Source organism: Shewanella amazonensis SB2B (assembly GCF_000015245.1).
Taxonomy (GTDB): domain Bacteria; phylum Pseudomonadota; class Gammaproteobacteria; order Enterobacterales; family Shewanellaceae; genus Shewanella; species Shewanella amazonensis.
This window is the reverse complement of sequence record NC_008700.1, coordinates 285,001-305,275: the sequence shown is the minus strand read 5'-3', so window position 1 is coordinate 305,275 and position 20,275 is coordinate 285,001. Positions and strand designations below refer to the sequence as shown.

Below are 20,275 nucleotides of genomic sequence, written 5' to 3'. Positions count from 1 at the left end.
GACCGGTGCATTTACCGGCTAAATTTGGGAGTTCCACTACATGGCTCGCGTAACTGTAGAAGACGCCGTTAAGCAAATCGGCAACCGTTTTGACATGATCCTGGTTGCGGCGCGTCGTGCCCGTCAAATCGCCGTTCAGGGCAAAGACCCCATGGTGGAAGAGCAGAACGACAAACCAACGGTTATCGCCCTGCGCGAAATCGAAAAAGGCCTGGTTAACGCCGGCACTCTGGACGCCGATGAGCGTCAGAGCGTGCGCGAGCGCGAAGCGGCTGAAATCGCTGCCGTTGCCGCGATTGCAGAAGGTCGTTCTCTCTAATCCAAGCCCCCGGAGGTATGCCACTTGTATCTGTTTGAAGGTTTAAAGGAATCGGCTTCCGCTTACCTCGACAGCGGCCAAGTGGCATTACTCAAACAGGCTTATCAGGTCGCCCGCGATGCCCATGAAGGGCAGATGCGCACCAGCGGCGAACCTTACATCACCCACCCGGTTGCTGTAGCCAAGATTCTGTCCGACATGCGCCTCGACCACGAGACGCTGATGGCAGCCCTGCTGCACGACACCATTGAAGATACCCACGTCACCAAGGAAGATCTCGCAGAGCTGTTTGGCGATGCGGTGGCCGATCTGGTTGAAGGGGTGTCGAAGCTCGATAAGCTCAAATTCCGCGATAAAAAAGAAGCCCAGGCGGAAAACTTCCGCAAGATGATGATGGCCATGACCCAGGATATCCGGGTTATCCTCATCAAGCTGGCTGACCGCACCCATAACATGCGCACACTCGGCGCTTTGCGTCCGGACAAACGCCGCCGCATCGCCCGGGAAACCCTGGAAATTTACGCCCCCATTGCCAACCGCCTCGGTATTCACAATATCAAGACAGAGCTGGAGGATTTGGGCTTTCAGGCGTATTACCCCATGCGCTACCGGGTGCTCAAAGAAGTGGTCAAGGCTGCCCGCGGTAACCGCAAAGAGCTTATTCAAAACATTAAAACCGGCATCCAGGCACGACTGGAAGATGCAGGTATTCATGCCAAGGTCAAAGGCCGGGAGAAAAACCTTTACTCCATCTACAACAAGATGCGCGGTAAAGAGTTACAGTTTCAGGAAGTCATGGATATCTATGCCTTCCGGGTCATAGTAGATTCCATCGATACCTGCTATCGGGTGCTGGGGGCCATGCATGGCCTGTACAAGCCGCGTCCCGGTCGCTTCAAAGACTATATTGCCATTCCCAAGGCCAACGGCTATCAGTCGCTGCACACGTCTCTGTTTGGTCCCCACGGTGTACCGGTGGAAATTCAAATCCGTACCGATGACATGGATCAAATGGCCGACAAAGGGGTTGCGGCCCACTGGGTATACAAAAACGGTAACGAAAACGGCAGCACCACCACTCAGGTGAGGGCCCGCAAATGGATGCAGAGCCTGCTGGAACTTCAGCAAAGCGCCAGCTCCTCCTTCGAGTTTGTGGAAAACGTTAAAACCGAGCTCTTCCCCGACGAAATTTATGTGTTTACCCCCGAAGGCCGCATCCTCGAGCTGCCGGTGGGTGCCACCGCGGTGGACTTTGCCTACGAGGTTCACACAGACGTGGGTAATACCTGCGTGGGTGCCCGGGTAAACCGCCAGGCATATCCGCTCAGCCAACCACTAATCTCTGGCCAAACCGTTGAAATTATTACGGCAAAAGGCGCCAAGCCCAATGCCGCCTGGCTCAACTTTGTGGTGACAGGAAAGGCGCGCGCCAAAATTCGTCAGGTACTGAAAAACCTCAAGCAGGATGAAGCCATTGCACTGGGCCGCCGCTTGCTTAACCACGCCCTGGGTGAAAACAAACTCGACAGCGTGGCGCCGGAGCTGCTCGATAAAGTTATTCAGGAAACCAAGCACAAGGATTTGAACAGCCTGCTGGCCGACATAGGTTTGGGCAATGCCATGAGCATAGTCATCGCCCAGCGTCTGACCGGTGGCGCCGTGCCAGAAAAGCAAAGCGAAACCCATCTGATGCCAATCCGCGGCGCCGAAGGCATGCTGGTGTCCTTCGCCAAGTGCTGCCACCCCATCCCGGGCGATGCGGTAATTGCCCACGTGAGCCCCGGCAAGGGTCTGGTGGTACACATGGAAAACTGTGCCAACATTCGCGGCTATCAGGGCGAGCCTGACAAGTACATCCCTGTGCATTGGGATAAGGTTGACGGCGTGGAATACCAGGCCAACCTGAGGGTAGAAATCGTTAACCATCAGGGTGCGCTGGCCAAGATCACTTCCATTATCGCCAGCGAAGGGTCCAACATTCATAACCTCAGCACCGAAGAGCGTGATGGTAGGGTGTATTTGATTAACCTGCGGATTTCTGTGCGGGATCGTATTCACCTTGCCAACGTGATGCGCCGTATCCGGGTTCTGCCCGAGGTGCTGAGAACCTCCCGCAATCGTTAGTCATTTTCCTATAAGAGAGAACCCTATGGCTGAAAAAACCATTATCGCCACCGACAAGGCTCCTGCGGCTATCGGTACCTATTCCCAGGCCGTAAAGGTCGGCTCTACCGTGTATCTGTCTGGTCAGATCCCTCTGGATCCCGCCACCATGACCCTGGTCGGCGACGACTTTGAAGCCCAAACAGTGCAGGTATTTGAAAACCTCAAGGCCGTATGTGAAGCCGCCGGCGGCAGCTTTGCCGACATCGCCAAGCTGAATATCTTCCTCACTGACCTGTCGAACTTCGCCAAGGTGAATGAGATCATGGGCCGTTATTTCAACGAGCCCTACCCTGCCCGCGCCGCCATCGGCGTAAAAGAGCTGCCACGTGGCTCACAGGTAGAAATGGATGGGGTGATGGAGCTGTAATTGCTTCCACATCTTCAGGGCGCCTCGGCGCCCTTTTGTTTTTTCACGATTTACACAGGAATGATTCCATGAGCCCGGAACGCTTTGCCCGCATCAATGAGATGCTGGACAACCGTCAACCGGATCTGACCGTCTTACTCGACCAGGTCCACAAGACCAACAACATTGCAGCAGTGCTGCGCAGTGCCGATGCCGTGGGTGTCCACCAGCTGCATGCGGTGTGGCCAGAAAGCGCCATGCGGGTATCCGGCAATACCGCCTCGGGCAGCCAGCAATGGGTTAAAACCCTGCGCCATCAAACGGTGACCGATGCCATCACCGCCCTCAAAGCAGATGGTATGCAGGTGGTGGTGACCAATTTCTCCCCCAATGCCAAAGACTTTCGCGAGATTGATTACACTAAACCCACCGCCATCGTACTCGGGCACGAGAAAAACGGTGTCAGTGATGAAGCCGTGCGCCTTGCCGATGCCGAAGTGATTATTCCCATGGTGGGCATGGTGCAATCGTTGAATGTGTCAGTGGCCGGTGCCCTGGTACTGTTTGAGGCCGAGCGCCAGCGCCGGGCTACAGGCATGTATGGCAACCGAAAACTTCCCGAAGACTATTGTCAGAAGCTGCTGTTCGAGCAAGGCCATCCCATCTATGCCAAGGCCTGTCGTCGCAAGGGACTGGTCTACCCCGCTATTGATGAAACCGGCCAAATCATCGCGCCGCCCGATTGGTGGCAAAAGATGCGCGAAGCCGACCCCGACTCCCCGCGTCCCGAACGCGGCCGCCAGCGCCGCATGTAATTCAGCTTTGCATCAGGCTGAAGCGCCTATAATCCGGGAGAATCAGGCTGTTGTCCGCGTTTTTGTGTGGTGATGGCCGCAGCCTGTGGGCTTCTGGCCAGCGGCCTCTGGGCTTGATGATTCACCGGCCGGTCAGTCTTCATTAACTCGCCTTACGCCAGACAAAGGTTGACGTAAGGCGAAAGAGGCAACCGCTGTCTCTTGAGTTAACGCAACACTTTCATCATGCTAACAGAATGATTTTAAAGGCATGCTCATTTAGTGATTCGCGAAGGCGGCAGCACTCTCTGTCCCCACATCCGGGCAGCGTGAAACCATTTGCGAGGCTGGAGAAAAATAGACATACTGGAAGTTAAACGCGCGTTTAACACCGATTTAACGCCGATAAAGATAACAAACAAGATGGAAGTAGCGATGCAAGCCACTATCAAGACTCCTGTAGAGATGCTCGACCATTGGGTACAAAACCAGGGTGACAAGGTTTACTTGCGCCAGCCGGTAAACGGCCAATACCGTGATTTCAGCTGGCGGGATGTGAAACGCCAGATGGAGCAAATTGCCGGCTCGCTCAGGCATCTTGGTCTTGTGCCCGGAGACAAGGTCGCCGTGCTGTCCAAGAACTGCGCCGAGTGGTTTATTACCGACCTGGCGTTAATGCACGGCGGTTATATCAGCGTACCCATTTATCCTACCGCCAATGCCGATACCATCCGCTACGTGCTGGAGCACAGTGGTGCCAAGGCCATTTTTATCGGCAAGCTGGACCACTGGGCCGAGCAGGAAGCCGGTGTTGGCGGCAGTATTTTGCGCATGTCCTTCCCCTACGACACCATGCCGACCCAATACGGCTGGGACCAGTTGATGACCATGGGACAACCGCTGACAGACGCACCGCTGCCTGCCATGGAAGATACCATGACGCTGATTTACACCTCGGGCTCCACTGGCAGCCCGAAGGGTGCAATTCAAACCTTTGGCAGCTATTGCTGGACCTGTACTGCCGTGGTGCGCGATCTCAAAACCGACGGTGACGATAGATTGCTGTCGTACCTGCCACTGGCCCATATCACCGAGCGGGTCGCCATTGAAGGGTCATCCTTCTATTCCGGCAGCGCGGTGGCCTTTGTCGAGAGTCTGGATACCTTCGTCGCCGACGTGCAGCGCATGCGACCAACCGTATTCTTCTCGGTGCCACGTCTTTGGACCCTGTTCCAGAAAAACATTATCGACAAGGTGGGTTTCGACAAGCTCAACTTCCTGCTCAAGCTGCCCCTCATCAGCTATCTGGTAAAACGCAAAATTCACAAGGGACTTGGCCTGGATAAGTGCCGCTTGCTGGGCTCAGGTTCTGCGCCTATCCCGCCATCACTCATTCAGTGGTACCACAGCATAGGGCTGAATATCTGCGAAGCCTGGGGCATGACCGAAAACTGTGCCTACTCCATCATCAATTATCCCTTTGATGCCAGCAAAATCGGTACCGTGGGAAAGCCGGTGGAAGGCTGCCTGGTGCGCCGCAGCGAAAGCGGTGAACTCATGGTCAAGAGTCCCGGGCTGATGAGTGGCTACTACCAGCAGCCCGAAGCCTCCGCTGCCGCCTTCGATGAAGATGGCTTTTTCCACACCGGCGATCTCTGCGCCATCGATGAAGATGGTTGCGTCAGCATCACCGGCCGGGTGAAAGACAACTTTAAAACCGCCAAGGGCAAGTACGTGGCCCCAGTGCCTATCGAGCGCAAGCTGGCTCAGGATCCCCATGTGGAGCTGATTTGCGTGATTGGCTCGGGTCTGCCCCACCCCATCGCACTGGTGCAACTGTCAGACGGTGCCACCCTGCAAGCCCGGGAAGAGGTTCGCGCTTCCATCAAGGCCACCCTGGATGCGGTGAATCCTCATCTGGAATCCCACGAAACCGTGGATGCCGTGGTGGTAGTCAACGCCCCCTGGACCATTGAAAACGATGTGCTCACCCCAACGCTGAAAATCAAACGCCATGTGCTGGAAGCCAGATACAGTGCCAAGGTAGATGGCGTTCGTGGTGCCAAGGTGGTGTGGGAAGACGAGATTTAATCCACTCTTTAAACGAAAAAGCTCGCCGGATGGCGAGCTTTTTTATTGCCTGCTGAGCAGGCTCAGTATTGCTGCTGTTTGGCCGCCAGTGCAGCTGTCACCTGCTTGATGGCAGTGCCGCCCAGCACATCCCGCTTCGCCAGACATTCATCCAGGCTGAGGTGCGGGTAGACATCGTCGCCAATCACGGCGGCAAAGGATTGCAGCGAGGCCAGCGGCAAGGCTTCCAGCGCCTGTCCCTTGCTGATGGCATGCAGCACCACTTCACCCACCACATGGTGTGCTTCCCGGAACGGCATGCCCTTGGCAACCAGATAGTCGGCAAGCTCGGTGGCGTTGGCATAACCCGCCTGGGCCGCCTGCTTGGTGTTGTCACGGTTTACCTTCACCCCCTCCAGCACCAGTGCTGCCATATCCAGGCAAATGCCCCAGCTGTCGAGGGTGTCGAACAGACCTTCTTTGTCTTCCTGCATGTCCTTGTTGTAGGCCAGCGGCAGTGCCTTCATGGTGGTGAGAATGCCCACGAGATTGCCGTAAACACGGCCAGTTTTACCGCGGATCAGTTCCAGCGCATCGGGGTTTTTCTTCTGGGGCATCAGCGAAGAACCCGAAGTCACGTTATCGGCCAGCTCCACAAAAGCCGCTTCACCCGTGTTGAAGAAAATCAGGTCTTCCGCCATCCGCGACAGATGCATCATAGACACAGAGGCAGCGGCGCAGAGCTCCACCACATGGTCACGGTCGGAGACGGAATCCAGACTGTTGAGGGTCGGTCCGCCAAAACCCAGCGCGGCGGCCAACTCATGGCGGTCGATAGCATAGGCAGTGCCCGCCAGCGCACCCGAGCCCAGTGGACAGGTGTTAAGGCGCTTCAAAGCATCGGCAAGACGGGACAGGTCACGCTCCAGCATTTCCACATAGGCCAGGCACCAGTGACCAAAGGTCACAGGCTGTGCCCGCTGCAGGTGGGTGTAGCCGGGCATCACGGCATCCAGCTCACGGCTTGCCAGTGCCAGCAGTGCCTGAATCACGGCAGTAAGCTTGGTTTCCAGCAGGCCGCCCGATGCCTTGCACCATAGCTTGAGGTCGGTGGCCACCTGGTCGTTACGGGAACGGCCGGTGTGCAGCTTTTTACCGAGATCGCCCACTTTTTCAATCAGTTTGGTTTCCACAAAGCTGTGAATGTCTTCGGCGCCGCTGCCGATGATGGCCGACTCATCCTCGCCCACTTCCTCAAGCAGCTCCGTCAGGGCTGCCTTGAGGCGGCTGCATTCATCGGCATTCAAAATGCCCACGCTGGCGATGGCATCGGCCCAGGCGATGGAGCCTTCCACGTCCTGGACGAACAGTCGGTAATCTACCGGCAGTGAATCGTTAAAGAGTTGGAACAGGGCACTGGCTTGCCCCTGAAATCTGCCGCCCCACAAGGCCATAGCAATTCTCCTTCTGCCCGGGCGTGCCCGGAACTAAAAATGAATGGGGGCCAAATTGGCCCCCTGACTGACAAGGCGGCTTACTTGGTGTTGTAAGCGCGGATGCGGCTTGCCAGCGAGTAAAGGCGGATAAAGCCTTCGGCGTGTTTCTGATCGTACACGCTGTCCTGACCAAAGGTGGCAAAGGCTTCTGAGTAGAGGCTGTTGGGTGAACGCTTCTTCACAGGAACGGCCTGCCCCTTATAGAGCTTAACCACTACCTCACCGTTGACCATGGTCGCCAGCGACTCGGAGGCGGCCAGCAGAGAGTCACACAGAGGCGTGAACCAACGGCCGTCATAAACCAGGTGCGCCATACGGGCGGCAACCTGCTCACGCCATTCACGGCTGCTCTTGTCCAGCACCAGCTCTTCCACCGCACGCAGGGCAGCAAACATCACGGTACCGCCGGGGGTTTCGTAGCAGCCGCGGGACTTCATGCCCACCAGGCGGTTTTCGGTAATGTCGATACGGCCAACGCCATGGGGCGCGGCAATGGCGTTAAGCTTCATCAGCGCCTGATATGGGCTCAGGGCCTCGCCATTCACCTCGGTCACCCGGGCATTTTCAATCTTGAGGGTCACGTACTCAGGCTCGTCAGGCGCATCCAGCGGGTCCACAGTCATGGTCCATACCTGCTTGGATGGCTCGTTCCAAGGGTCTTCCAGCTCGCCACCTTCGTGGGAGATGTGCCAGGCGTTGGCATCGCGGCTGTAAATCTTGGTGGCAGAGGCCGAGGTCTTGATGTTGCGCTCGGCGAGATACGCCAGCAGATCTTCACGGCTTTCCATGTCCCACTCACGCCATGGGGCAATCACTTTCAAATCGGGCGCAAGCGCAGCGAAGCAGCCTTCGAAACGCACCTGGTCATTACCCTTACCGGTGCAACCGTGGCACAGGGCATCGGCGCCCACTTTACGGGCCACTTCTACCTGCGCCTTGGCGATGATAGGACGGGCCATGGAGGTACCCAGCAGATAAGTACCTTCGTAAATGGCACCAGTGGCTATGGTGGGGTAGATGTAGTCTTTAACAAATTCTTCTTTCAGGTCAACGATGTGACACTCACTCGCACCTGAGGCAAGGGCCTTTTCGGTCAGGCCCACCAGCTCTTCTTCACCCTGGCCCACGTCGGCACAGAAGGCGACGATTTCGCAGTTATCATAGTTTTCCTTCAACCACGGAATGATGGCCGAGGTGTCCAGACCGCCTGAATAGGCCAGTACTACTTTCTTGACGCCGGTTTTGCTGTTTTCGATTGCCATAACTGTTTCCCAAGAGGCGCGTGGGGCGCCGTTGACTCAATAGATTGAATTTATCCCAGCAGTGTGACCAACACTGCGTTTTGTGCGTGCATGCGGTTCTCGGCCTGATCCAGGATGAGGGAACCTTCACCGTCCATCACCTCATCGGTCACTTCCAGCCCCCGATGCGCAGGCAGACAGTGCATAAAATAGCTGGCTCCGGCCTTGTTCATCAGTGCCTTATTCACCTGGTAAGGCGCAAATTTGGCCTTGATGTCAGTCAGCGCCGTGTTGTCGCCCATGGAGATCCAGGTATCAGTGTAGACGGCATCGTGGCCTTCTATGGCATTGATATCAGAGGTTAACACCAGTTTTCCACCGTGGGCCGCAGCAATTTGCTGCGCCTGCTGCACCTCAAAGCCATCAGGGAAGTGTCCTGGAGGACAGATCACCGTCATGGTGGCCCCGAGCAAGGCGGCGCCGTACATCAGCGAATGGCTGACGTTGTTGCCATCACCCACATAGGCCAAACGCACTTTCGACAGGTCGTCGAACTTTTCGGCCAGACTCAGAAAATCAGCCAATCCCTGACAGGGATGGTAAAGGTCCGACAGCGCATTGATCACCGGCACCCGGCCATACTTGGCAAGACCTTCCACAGTTTCGTGGGCGAAGGTACGGGCCACAATGGCATCGGCCCAGCAAGACAGGTTAGAGGCAAAGTCTTTTACCGACTCGCGCTTGCCCAATGCCCCGTTTTGCTGGTCCAGATACAGGCAGTGACCACCGAGCTTGTTGATACCGATATCGAAGCTGACGCGGGTACGCAGAGAAGGCTTTTCAAACAGCATTACCACACTCTTGCCCGCCAGTGCGCGGGAGTATTTGGCCGGGTCGGCCTTGATCTCCTTTGCCAGAGTCAGCAGATCCAACATCTGCTTTTGCGTCAGTTCTTTTATCGATATCAAATGCTTCATATATTACTCCTGAGGTTGTATCTGTGTGCCCACGGCCTCACCCTTGATTAACGCAGCCATTTGGCCGCTGTCACGCCACGAGGCAACCTGTACCGGTTGTCCCAGCCACTGGGCAACTTCCAGTGCTGCTTCTACTTTGACTTTCATGCCTTTTTCTATCACGCCCAGTTTGACCAGCTCATCTATCTCCTGGCTGTTCAAACTGGGGATTAACTTGCCTTTACCGTCGAGCACGCCCGATACGTCAGACAGCAACACCAGTTTTCCGCCAAGGAGCTTGGCGAGTACTGAGGCTGCCTGGTCGGCATTCACGTTCAAAAGCTCACCGTCTTCGCCCATGGCGATGGAACTGATAATCGGCAGCCAGCCCTGAGCGAGAATAAATTCCAGTGCTTTGGCATCTTTGGGGCTCACTTCACCAACCATGCCCAGGCGCTCGTCTTTGATGACCGCAGTCACCATGTTGGCATCACACAGGCTCATGCCCATGCTCACCACACCGGCCTTGGCCGCCGCACCCTGGAGCAACTTGTTGGACGTACCCGCCAGCGCACCGGCGATAATGGGCATCTGCTCGGCCGGAGTGACCCGCAGACCGTCGAGCTTAACCGTCTCCATACCATTGGCTTTGAGCTGCTCGTCAACCAGACAACCGCCGCCGTGCACCAGCACAACCTGCTCGCCTTTTTCCAGCAGCTGTCTGGCTGTGTCCATCAGTCTGGCCATGCCCATTTCGCACTGCAGCAGGGCGCCGCCCACTTTGAGAACCAATACTTTGTTAGTTACTGACATTCCGATGCTCCCGCCTTAAACGCCAAAATGAATTTTTATGCATTGAAGTGCCTGACTGGCAGCGCCCTTCATCAAATTGTCGATGGCACTGGCAACCACCAGGTAGCCGCTGTCTTCGTCAAACTTCCAGCCCAGATGACAATTGGGGGTGAAAACCACGTCGTCCACCTTGGGGAACTGGCCTTCTTTCACTGTCACTATGGGACTCTGGTCATACACGCTGTAGGCCTTGGCAACGTCTTCACGGCTGGTCCCCGGCTTTAACTGCACCGTGATGGTGGCCAGAATGCCGCGCTTAAAATTGCCCAGATGCGGTGTGAAAATCACTTCCTGACCCAGCTGGGTGGCAATTTCCGGTTGATGTCTGTGGCCCAGCACGCCATAGGGCGTCAGGCTCACTTCACAAAAGCTGGTGTGCAGCTGCGCCTTGCGGCCAGCACCTGTCACACCGCTGACGGCGTTAATCACGGGGCGTGCTTCGGTCAGCATAGCTTTCAAGGGTTTCAGCGCCGTGAGAGACGCAGTGGGATAACAGCCCGGCACAGCAATCATACGGGTCGCGGCCACGGCATCGGCGTTCCACTCGGCGAGGCCATAAACCGCTTTGGCCAGCACCTCGGGGTGACTGTGCTCAAATCCGTACCACTTCGGATATTGAGCCGTATCAGCAAAGCGATAGGCACCGCTCAAATCGAACACCGCCAGGCCTTTTTCATAGAAATAGGCCGCAAGCTCCAAAGACACTGAGTGTTCAGTAGCAAGAGCAACCGCATCTGCCTCGGCAACTATGGCGTCTTTGGCTTCATCGGTCAGGGGCGACAGGCAATATTTCAGATGGCTGTACACCGGATACAAGGAGGACAGAGGCTTGCCTTTGTCGGCACTGCCTTCAGACACATAGAGGCCCTGGACTTGCAGGTGCGGCTCAGCATCAATAAGGGCTGTGAGCTGCGCGCCTGTGTAGCCGCTGGCACCAATAATGGCGATCTTTTTCATGATTTCCTGACTCATTAAAATTTTTTCAAACAGATAGTTGGATTGAATTACCTGAAATAGGGTTAGCAGCCCGGCATGACGCCCTGTGCAATCAGCTATCGTCGCAGGAAGTGAGGATGTGCAAACACTGTCTTGAAGTTAATGTTTAATTCAACCATATACTCATTCATCTCGAGGCCCTGGCTATGGTGCTGGTCCCGGCTGTTTGCTAGACTAACACAACTCTTTAATTATGCAATATGCATGAATATCTATTTCAGGAAAATTTACAGTGAAAGTCATTCCAGATCTCAAGAGTCGTTTCTCCTCGCTCATTTATGCACCATCAATCAGTGCAACCGAACCACAACTGGATATGAGTAATCATTCAGTTATCGCCCTGCTGAACGACTGGTTTTCGGATCTGGGATTTGACTGTCAAGTAACAAAGGTAGCAGGCACCCGCGACAAACGGAATTTGCTGGCTAAAATCGGTAGCGGTGAAGGTGGCCTGCTATTGGCAGGACACACTGACACCGTGCCTTTTGACGAAGGCCGCTGGAGCCAGGATCCCTTTGTACTGACCGAAAAGGACGACCGTTGGTACGGCCTTGGCAGTTGCGACATGAAAGGTTTTTTTGCGCTGATCCTTGAAGCGGCGAAAGATTTACCCCTGCATAACCTGCAAAAGCCGCTTTATATCTTTGCCAGCGCCGATGAAGAAACGACTATGGAAGGCGCCAAAGCGTTTGCGGCCAATACCGGCATTCGCCCCGAGTACGCCATCATTGGCGAACCCACAGGCCTTAAACCCGTGTATATGCACAAAGGCCATCTGGCTCAGGGGATACGCATTACGGGCCGCAGCGGCCATTCATCCGATCCCGCCCGTGGTCTCAATGCCATCGAAATCATGCACAAGGTCATTGGGCAGTTGCTGAAGCTCAAACAACACCTGGCCGACAATTACCGTGAAGACGCCTTCAGCGTGCCGTACCCCACCATGAACTTTGGCCATATTCACGGCGGCGATGCCGCCAACCGAATTTGCGGCTGTTGTGATTTGCATTTGGACATTCGCCCGCTGCCGGGATTGGCGCTGGAGGATTTAGAGCTGATGCTTGTCAACTATCTGCAGGACATTACTCGCGACTATCCCGGTTCAGTTGACATCCGCACCCTCTATCCGGGCAGCGAAGCCTTTGCCGGGGTAAAAGACAGTGCCTGGACCCAACTGGTGGAAAGTCTCTCAGGTCAACAGGCTGAAGTGGTGAACTACGCCACCGAAGCCCCTTACATCAATAAACTGGGCTGCCAAACCCTGGTTTTGGGGCCGGGAAGCATCAACCAGGCCCATCAGCCAGATGAATATATGGCAATGGACCAGTTAAAACCCACGGTAGAATTATTGAAACAGTTGATCCATAAGGCCTGTATTCAATAAACCATAAACCGACATCGAAAATACCACAATTGGACTGACCAATTGACCCTGGTCGGTTGACCCCGAACGCAGGGCTGTTTATTGTGCTTGAACGGCTTTGGCTGACAACCCGAGAATAGTAATCCCGCAAGTGGAGATACCATGACAGACGTAAAGGGTACTGAGAAAGTAACAGACATGTACGCCCAGCTCAGGGCGAACGTGGGTATGATGGGACAAATCCTGGGCGACACCATGAAAGAGCATTTGGGTGAAGCCTTTCTGGATAAGGTTGAGCAAATCCGCCTGCTCGCCAAGGGCAGCCGCAGCGGTGATGACGAGGCAAGGGCAAAAATGCTGGCCCTGCTCGGACAACTGCCAGATGAAGAGCTGGTCCCATTCGCCAAAGCCTTTAACCAGTTTCTGAACCTGGCCAACATTGCCGAGCAGTTCCACACCATCAGCCGTAATTGTGATGAGCTGGTGTGTGTGCCGGATCCGGTGGAACAGCTCCTTGGCAGAATGCTTGGCAGCCAGGTCGATAAAAAGGAAATGCTGGCCACCCTCAAGACGCTGGACATAGATTTAGTATTAACGGCGCACCCTACCGAGATCAGCCGCCGCACGCTCATTCAAAAATACTCGGCCATCGTCGATTGTTTGCATGATTTGGAAAACCCGCAGCTCACCGAGCGCGAGCATAAGAGCCAAACCCTCAGGTTGCGCCAACTGATTGCACAAATCTGGCACACCAATGAAATTCGCCGTGAGCGCCCTACTCCGGTCGACGAAGCCCGCTGGGGCCTGTCTACCATAGAGACGTCCCTGTGGCATGCGGTGCCTGACTTTCTGCGGCAGTTAAACGATCAGGTAGAAGAAGCCACCGGCACCCAAATTCCTACCGACATGGCGCCGGTGCGCTTCTCAAGTTGGATGGGGGGGGACCGTGATGGCAACCCCTTTGTGACCGCCAGGGTCACCGCCGAAGTATTGGATCGCAATCGACACACCGCCGCGCGCCTGTATCTGAAAGATGTGGTTGAGCTGGTCGGCGAATTGTCGATGGAAGAAGCCAACGCCGAACTCATGGCCTACAGCAATAACTCTTGCGAGCCATACCGGGACGTACTGCGAAGCTTGCGCAGTAAACTGCGCAACACCATCGACTTCCTCAACGCCCGCCTCGAAGGCCACAACCCCGAAGTGGCCCGTGATGAGATAATCTGGGAACAGCAGGATCTCGAGACGCCACTCAAGTTACTGTACAAAAGTCTGTGTGACTCGGGCATGCGCCTGATTGCCAACGGCCGTCTGCTGGATATGCTGCGCCGTCTGGCCTGTTTCGGCATCCATATGCTGAGGCTGGATATTCGTCAGGACGCCGGCCGCCACGAAGCCGCCATTGCCGAGCTGACGCGCTACCTTGGTCTTGGCGATTACGCCCATTGGAGCGAAGCGGAAAAGCAAGCCTTCCTGCTGAAAGAACTCAGTGGTCGCAGACCGCTTATCCCCGGCAACTGGAAACCATCTGACGAAGTTGCCGAAGTACTGGCGACCTGCCGCCTGGTGGGCACTCAGCCCCAGCAGGCGCTAGGCTCCTATGTAATCTCTATGGCGAGCCTGCCATCGGATGTGCTGGCAGTATTGCTGCTGCTCAAAGAGTCCGGCTGCAACTACCCCATCCGGGTGGTCCCCCTGTTCGAGACTCTCGATGACCTGAATAATGCCGCTGCTTGCATTACCGCGCTGTTGGACATCGACTGGTACCGGGGTTACACCAAGGGCATGCAGGAAGTGATGATTGGGTACTCCGACTCCGCCAAAGATGCCGGGGTTATGGCGGCCGCCTGGGCGCAATATCGCGCTCAGGAGCAATTGGTGAAGGTATGCAACAAGGCTGGCGTTAAGCTAACCCTGTTCCACGGCCGTGGTGGCACCATAGGTCGCGGCGGTGGCCCCGCCCATAAGGCGATTCTGTCGCAGCCGCCCGGCAGCGTCGATGGCCGTATTCGGGTAACCGAACAGGGTGAGATGATCCGCTTTAAGTTCGGTCTGCCCAAGCTCGCGGTACAATCGCTGGCACTCTATACCTCTGCCGTGCTGGAGGCGACCTTGCTGCCCCCACCGGAGCCCAAACAGGAATGGCGCAATGCCATGCAACGCATTGCGGACGAGTCAGTAGAGGCGTATCGCGGCATAGTGCGACAAGAACCCGACTTCGTACCTTACTTCCGCGCTGCGACTCCCGAGGTAGAACTGGGTAAGCTGCCACTGGGAAGTCGTCCTGCCAAGCGTCGCGTCGATGGAGGCATCGAGAGTCTGCGTGCCATCCCCTGGATTTTCGCCTGGTCTCAGAACCGCTTAATGCTGCCCGCCTGGCTTGGTGCAGGCGAGGCACTGAAAGCCGCCGCCGATCGTGGTGAACTTGGCCTGCTGCGGGAAATGGAACAGGACTGGCCCTTCTTCAACACCCGCATCTCCATGCTGGAGATGGTGTACAGCAAAGCAGAACCGAATCTGGCCCGCTACTACGAGCAGTGCCTGGTGCCCGAAGCCCTGCATCATCTGGGGGTAACCCTGCGTGAACGCCTGGCGCTTGGTGTAGAGGCGGTGCTGGCTCTCACGGGAGAAGACAGCCTGATGGCCCATACGCCATGGAATCGCGAATCTGTGAGACTGAGAAACCCCTATATCGACCCGCTTAACTTCCTGCAGGCGGAACTGCTTGGCCGTACCCGTCGTGAAGAAACGCCGTCGGAGTCTGTACAACTGGCACTGATGCTCACCATCGCCGGTGTTGCCGCTGGCATGAGGAACACAGGGTGATCCGTCTACTGGCAGTTTCTGCACTACTGCTGCTGTCTGGCTGCGTTAGCCAGTACAGCATCAGTGAGGGGGAAATGGCGTCCTACCTCAATAAGGAGATTGGCCTTGAGGTAAAAGACAACTCCGGCCCCCTGGGCGCCCGGGTGTCGGTCAATCAGATTGAGGTTAGGCTTGGACATAAGGCGGATACCATGGCGGTTACAGCAACCAGTCTCGCCGAGGTAAAAACGCCGCTCATTCCGCTGCGTGCAACCCTTACCACCACCTTTGAAGCCAAGCCATGGTACGATAAACAAGCCCATGGCGTGTACCTGAGGGACTTACAAATGGTGGATGTGAGCGCCAACCCGGCAGAGCTCAAACGCCTGCTGCAAGACTTAGCCCCCGAGCTGATGCGGGTTGTGAGAAGCTTCCTCGAGAGTCAGCCTGTTTACGTGCTGGATACCCAGGACAGCGCCCAAGCCAAACTGGCCGAGATGACCGAGCGGATCACGGTAAAACCCGGCAAGTTGGTGTTGGAGTTCACCCGCTGATGGGAGCACCTAAATAATTACTTGGGATAACGGCTGATGGAACTGTAGTCCACAATCACGGCTTCGCCATTAAGCTCACGGCGCAGCATGTCATAGGCTACCGCAGCACTCACCTTACGCACCATATCACGGGAGCGACGCGGCAATTTCACCATCTGGCTATAAACACCACCCTTGGTGGCAAGCGCTATCGCCACTGTGCCAACCGGCTTTTCCTCTGTACCACCATCAGGGCCAGCGATTCCACTGGTAGCCAGCGCAAAGTCGCTATCCAAAATAGCACGAGCCCCCTTAGCCATCTCCTCAACAGTTTGAATAGACACAGCGCCGTAGTCATCCAGTGTCTGGGGTGATACACCAAGCACCCTCACCTTGGACTCGTTGCTATAAGTCACCAATCCCTGATGCAAGTATGAAGAACTGCCGGGAAAGCCAACCAACTGACTGGTAATAAGGCCACCGGTACAGGACTCAGCCACACTGAGGCTTATACCTGAGTTGTTCAATCTGGCGTGGATCTCTTCTTCCAAAGAAGTACGGTTGTGTGCAACAACCACATTACCCAGCCGTGCTGCTATTTCATCAGTCACAGCCCCAAGTGCCTTAATGGCCTCAACGCCACGGGCAAATACCTTGATTTCGATATAAGGCATAAAGGAGCGGTAACCCAGAGTAATGCCTGCAGGCAGCGCCATCGCTTCCAGCTCATCAGCCAATGAGGATTCACCTCGCCCCAGGGTCAGCAACTTACGCAGCGCTACCTGACTACCAGCATCGAAGGTCGCTTTAACGAATGGCAGAAACTGCTCTTCGACCATTTGCTTGAATTCAAACGGCACTCCTGGAGTGAAGAACAGCCAGGCGCGGTTAAGCTTAACCCTGAAGCCACAAGCGGTACCGACAGGGTTATCCACCATCACGGCGGACTCTGGCAGCCAAGCCTGCTTGATATTGCTCTTTGGCATCTCACGGCCATGGCGGGTAAACCAATCGTGTAGACGTTCAGCCCACTCAGCATTCTCTACCAGGGATTCTCCCTTGGCTTTGGCCATGGCTTCAGCCGACATATCATCAGAAGTCGGGCCCAGACCGCCATTGACCAGGATCACATCTGCATGGAGACTGCGCTCCTGAAACACTGCCACAAGGTCCTCGAGCCTGTCACCCACAGTGACCCGGCGCTGTACCTCAATACCGTTTTCCATCATCAGATTGGCAAACCAGGCAGCGTTCGTATCCACTATCTGTCCTGCCAGCACCTCTTCACCGGTGCAAATCATCTCAAGCTTCATGCCTGCTCCTTCGATATACGTTGGCTATAAGGTAGGGAAGGGCCAAGGCCATGGCAATAGTCCTCGGGTGTATATCGGGTTTTTAATGCGCGGGCACTGTAAAGCAGAGTGGAAACAGGAAAGGCCGGAAGGAAATTCGATACTATAGAAATGCAAAGAGGCCACCCGTTAGGGTGGCCTCTTCGTCTTATTAGGCGCTTGGCAATGACCTACTCTCACATGGGGAGACCCCACACTACCATCGGCGCTGCTCCGTTTCACTACTGAGTTCGGAATGGGATCAGGTGGGACCAGAGCGCTATTGTCACCAAGCAAAATTTTGTCCGGAACAAAATTTCACGCACTTCAGTGCGCCCGTTAGGGTCAAGTACATGGATGTACTTGATACAATTCTGAACCAGGTAATTTAGAAAGCTGATGCTCTATCGAGCTTGAGTTATCACTTCAATCAAGTCTGGTCTCTTCAAGACTATCTACTACCATCTGAAACCCATCTGGGTTGTATGGTTAAGCCGCACGAGTCATTAGTACAGGTTAGCTCAACGCCTCACAACGCTTACACACCCTGCCTATCAACGTCCTGGTCTCGGACGGCTCTTCAGTGGACTCAAGGTCCAAGGGAAGACTCATCTTGGGGCTCGCTTCCCGCTTAGATGCTTTCAGCGGTTATCGATTCCGAACGTAGCTACCGGGCAATGCCATTGGCATGACAACCCGAACACCAGCGGTTCGTTCACTCCGGTCCTCTCGTACTAGGAGCAACCCCCCTCAATCTTCCAACGCCCACGGCAGATAGGGACCGAACTGTCTCACGACGTTCTGAACCCAGCTCGCGTACCACTTTAAATGGCGAACAGCCATACCCTTGGGACCGACTTCAGCCCCAGGATGTGATGAGCCGACATCGAGGTGCCAAACACCGCCGTCGATATGAACTCTTGGGCGGTATCAGCCTGTTATCCCCGGAGTACCTTTTATCCGTTGAGCGATGGCCCTTCCATGCAGAACCACCGGATCACTATGACCTACTTTCGTACCTGCTCGACGTGTCTGTCTCGCAGTTAAGCTGGCTTGTGCCATTACACTAACCACACGATGTCCGACCGTGTTTAGCCAACCTTCGTGCTCCTCCGTTACTCTTTGGGAGGAGACCGCCCCAGTCAAACTACCCACCAGGCACTGTCCCTAGTCCAGATTCATGGACCGAGGTTAGAACATCAACACTACAAGGGTGGTATTTCAAGGTTGACTCCACGAGAACTGGCGTTCCCGCTTCAAAGTCTCCCACCTATCCTACACATGTAGGGTCAATGTTCAGTGCCAAGCTATAGTAAAGGTTCACGGGGTCTTTCCGTCTAGCCGCGGGTATACGGCATCTTCACCGCAATTTCAACTTCACTGAGTCTCGGCTGGAGACAGCGTGGCCATCATTACGCCATTCGTGCAGGTCGGAACTTACCCGACAAGGAATTTCGCTACCTTAGGACCGTTATAGTTACGGCCGCCGTTTACCGGGGCTTCGATCATGAGCTTCTCTTGCGATAACCCAATCAATTAACCTTCCGGCACCGGGCAGGCGTCACACCGTATACTTCCTCTTGCGAGTTTGCACAGTGCTGTGTTTTTGATAAACAGTTGCAGCCACCTGGTATCTGCGACTGCCGTCAGCTCAGGGAGCAAGTCCCGTCACCAACAGCAGCGTACCTTCTCCCGAAGTTACGGTACCATTTTGCCTAGTTCCTTCAGCCGAGTTCTCTCAAGCGCCTTGGTATTCTCTACCCGACCACCTGTGTCGGTTTGGGGTACGATTCCTGCTAACCTGAAGCTTAGAAGATTTTCCTGGAAGCATGGCATCAACCACTTCGTCACCGTAGTGACTCGTCATCAGCTCTCGGTATATGTGTGCCCGGATTTGCCTAAGCACACTACCTACCACCTTAAACACGGACAACCAACGCCGTGCTGGCCTAGCCTTCTCCGTCTCTCCATCGCAGTTAGCAGAAGTACGGGAATATTAACCCGTTTCCCATCGACTACGCCTTTCGGCCTCGCCTTAGGGGTCGACTCACCCTGCCCCGATTAACGTTGGACAGGAACCCTTGGTCTTTCGGCGAGGGGGTTTTTCACCCCCTTTATCGTTACTCATGTCAGCATTCGCACTTCTGATACCTCCAGTGTGGGTTACCCCTTCACCTTCAACGGCTTACAGAACGCTCCTCTACCGCGTACACGTTATCGTGCACACCCGTAGCTTCGGTGAATTGCTTAGCCCCGTTACATCTTCCGCGCAGGCCGACTCGACTAGTGAGCTATTACGCTTTCTTTAAATGATGGCTGCTTCTAAGCCAACATCCTAGCTGTCTAAGCCTTCCCACATCGTTTCCCACTTAGCAATTACTTTGGGACCTTAGCTGACGGTCTGGGTTGTTTCCCTTTTGACGACGGACGTTAGCACCCGCCGTCTGTCTCCCGGATAGCACTCTTTGGTATTCGGAGTTTGCAAAGGGTTGGTAAGTCGGGATGACCCCCTAGCCTTAACAGTGCTCTACCCCCAAAGGTGTTCGTCCGAGGCGCTACCTAAATAGCTTTCGAGGAGAACCAGATATCTCCCGGTTTGATTGGCCTTTCACCCCCAGCCACAAGTCATCCGCTAATTTTTCAACATTAGTCGGTTCGGTCCTCCAGTTGATGTTACTCAACCTTCAACCTGCCCATGGCTAGATCACCGGGTTTCGGGTCTACGCCTTGCAACTAAACGCGCAGTTAACACTCGGTTTCCCTACGGCTCCGCTATTCGCTTAACCTCGCTACAAAACGTAAGTCGCTGACCCATTATACAAAAGGTACGCAGTCACGGTCTCAAGAACCGCTCCCACTGCTTGTACGTATACGGTTTCAGGTTCTATTTCACTCCCCTCACAGGGGTTCTTTTCGCCTTTCCCTCACGGTACTGGTTCACTATCGGTCAGTCAGGAGTATTTAGCCTTGGAGGATGGTCCCCCCATATTCAGACAACATATCACGT

14 protein-coding genes and 2 rRNA genes (1 of these 16 cut by a window edge) are annotated in these 20,275 nt (G+C 55.2%); 8 read left to right on the top strand and 8 right to left on the bottom strand.

The window, feature by feature from the left end:
• The first annotated feature begins 40 nt into the window (after nt 1–40).
• From rpoZ to SAMA_RS01410, 5 genes are all read left to right on the top strand, one after another.
• Complete coding sequence (gene rpoZ, locus SAMA_RS01430; RefSeq protein ID WP_011758386.1) at nt 41–319, top strand: DNA-directed RNA polymerase subunit omega; 279 nt, start codon at nt 41–43, stop codon at nt 317–319.
• A gap of 24 nt (nt 320–343) precedes the next feature.
• Entirely contained in the window at nt 344–2,443 is a 2,100-nt protein-coding gene (gene spoT, locus SAMA_RS01425; RefSeq protein ID WP_011758385.1) for a bifunctional GTP diphosphokinase/guanosine-3',5'-bis pyrophosphate 3'-pyrophosphohydrolase, read from the top strand.
• Nucleotides 2,444–2,468: 25 nt separating this feature from the next.
• Nucleotides 2,469–2,852 carry a RidA family protein gene (locus SAMA_RS01420; RefSeq protein ID WP_011758384.1) on the top strand — a complete coding sequence of 128 codons (384 nt, stop codon included), beginning with the start codon at nt 2,469–2,471 and terminating at the stop codon, nt 2,850–2,852.
• A gap of 68 nt (nt 2,853–2,920) precedes the next feature.
• Nucleotides 2,921–3,646, top strand: coding sequence for a tRNA (guanosine(18)-2'-O)-methyltransferase TrmH (trmH, locus tag SAMA_RS01415; protein ID WP_011758383.1), 726 nt, complete (start codon nt 2,921–2,923; stop codon nt 3,644–3,646).
• Between the two features lie 414 nt (nt 3,647–4,060).
• Nucleotides 4,061–5,716 (top strand): AMP-binding protein, encoded by a 1,656-nt coding sequence (locus SAMA_RS01410; protein WP_011758382.1) that lies wholly within the window; start codon nt 4,061–4,063, stop codon nt 5,714–5,716.
• Between the two features lie 62 nt (nt 5,717–5,778).
• On the opposite strand, the gene argH is transcribed toward SAMA_RS01410, so the two are convergent.
• The 5 genes from argH to argC all read right to left on the bottom strand — a co-directional run bounded on the left by argH (nt 5,779) and on the right by argC (nt 11,197).
• Entirely contained in the window at nt 5,779–7,149 is a 1,371-nt protein-coding gene (gene argH / locus SAMA_RS01405) for an argininosuccinate lyase (RefSeq protein WP_011758381.1), read from the bottom strand.
• An 80-nt stretch (nt 7,150–7,229) separates the two neighbouring features.
• Complete coding sequence (locus SAMA_RS01400) at nt 7,230–8,453, bottom strand: argininosuccinate synthase (protein ID WP_011758380.1); 1,224 nt, start codon at nt 8,451–8,453, stop codon at nt 7,230–7,232.
• A gap of 50 nt (nt 8,454–8,503) precedes the next feature.
• Nucleotides 8,504–9,409 (bottom strand): ornithine carbamoyltransferase, encoded by a 906-nt coding sequence (locus SAMA_RS01395; RefSeq protein WP_011758379.1) that lies wholly within the window; start codon nt 9,407–9,409, stop codon nt 8,504–8,506.
• Nucleotides 9,410–9,412: 3 nt separating this feature from the next.
• Nucleotides 9,413–10,201 (bottom strand): acetylglutamate kinase, encoded by a 789-nt coding sequence (gene argB / locus SAMA_RS01390; RefSeq protein ID WP_011758378.1) that lies wholly within the window; start codon nt 10,199–10,201, stop codon nt 9,413–9,415.
• Nucleotides 10,202–10,216: 15 nt separating this feature from the next.
• Entirely contained in the window at nt 10,217–11,197 is a 981-nt protein-coding gene (gene argC / locus SAMA_RS01385) for an N-acetyl-gamma-glutamyl-phosphate reductase (protein WP_041409622.1), read from the bottom strand.
• Nucleotides 11,198–11,468: 271 nt separating this feature from the next.
• On the opposite strand from argC, the gene argE reads away from it, so the two are divergent.
• The 3 genes from argE (at nt 11,469) to SAMA_RS01370 (ending at nt 15,958) form a co-directional block, all read left to right on the top strand.
• A complete protein-coding gene (gene argE, locus SAMA_RS01380) occupies nt 11,469–12,620 on the top strand; it encodes an acetylornithine deacetylase (RefSeq protein ID WP_011758376.1) in 1,152 nt (383 codons plus the stop codon).
• 141 nt (nt 12,621–12,761) lie between these two features.
• Nucleotides 12,762–15,425: a phosphoenolpyruvate carboxylase gene (ppc, locus tag SAMA_RS01375; protein ID WP_011758375.1), complete on the top strand. Its 2,664-nt coding sequence runs from the start codon at nt 12,762–12,764 to the stop codon at nt 15,423–15,425.
• Nucleotides 15,422–15,958 (top strand): DUF1439 domain-containing protein, encoded by a 537-nt coding sequence (locus tag SAMA_RS01370; protein ID WP_011758374.1) that lies wholly within the window; start codon nt 15,422–15,424, stop codon nt 15,956–15,958. Before ppc ends, SAMA_RS01370 begins: the two co-directional genes overlap by 4 nt.
• A gap of 17 nt (nt 15,959–15,975) precedes the next feature.
• Here the strand turns inward: SAMA_RS01370 and SAMA_RS01365 are convergent, their stop codons facing one another.
• The 3 genes from SAMA_RS01365 to SAMA_RS01355 form a co-directional block, all read right to left on the bottom strand.
• On the bottom strand, nt 15,976–17,250 hold the full coding sequence (locus tag SAMA_RS01365; protein ID WP_011758373.1) for a CinA family nicotinamide mononucleotide deamidase-related protein: 1,275 nt from the start codon (nt 17,248–17,250) through the stop codon (nt 15,976–15,978).
• Between the two features lie 196 nt (nt 17,251–17,446).
• Nucleotides 17,447–17,562, bottom strand: a 5S ribosomal RNA gene (gene rrf, locus SAMA_RS01360).
• A 191-nt stretch (nt 17,563–17,753) separates the two neighbouring features.
• Nucleotides 17,754–20,275 (bottom strand): 23S ribosomal RNA (locus SAMA_RS01355) (it continues 372 nt past the right edge of the window).

Coding starts and splice junctions, on each gene's coding strand:
- rpoZ (WP_011758386.1), top strand. CDS start 41: ATGGCTCGCGTAACTGTAGAAGACGCCGTTAAGCAAATCGGCAACCGT.
- SAMA_RS01420 (WP_011758384.1), top strand. CDS start 2,469: ATGGCTGAAAAAACCATTATCGCCACCGACAAGGCTCCTGCGGCTATC.
- trmH (WP_011758383.1), top strand. CDS start 2,921: ATGAGCCCGGAACGCTTTGCCCGCATCAATGAGATGCTGGACAACCGT.
- SAMA_RS01410 (WP_011758382.1), top strand. CDS start 4,061: ATGCAAGCCACTATCAAGACTCCTGTAGAGATGCTCGACCATTGGGTA.
- argH (WP_011758381.1), bottom strand. CDS start 7,149: ATGGCCTTGTGGGGCGGCAGATTTCAGGGGCAAGCCAGTGCCCTGTTC.
- SAMA_RS01400 (WP_011758380.1), bottom strand. CDS start 8,453: ATGGCAATCGAAAACAGCAAAACCGGCGTCAAGAAAGTAGTACTGGCC.
- SAMA_RS01395 (WP_011758379.1), bottom strand. CDS start 9,409: ATGAAGCATTTGATATCGATAAAAGAACTGACGCAAAAGCAGATGTTG.
- argB (WP_011758378.1), bottom strand. CDS start 10,201: ATGTCAGTAACTAACAAAGTATTGGTTCTCAAAGTGGGCGGCGCCCTG.
- argC (WP_041409622.1), bottom strand. CDS start 11,197: ATGAAAAAGATCGCCATTATTGGTGCCAGCGGCTACACAGGCGCGCAG.
- ppc (WP_011758375.1), top strand. CDS start 12,762: ATGACAGACGTAAAGGGTACTGAGAAAGTAACAGACATGTACGCCCAG.
- SAMA_RS01365 (WP_011758373.1), bottom strand. CDS start 17,250: ATGAAGCTTGAGATGATTTGCACCGGTGAAGAGGTGCTGGCAGGACAG.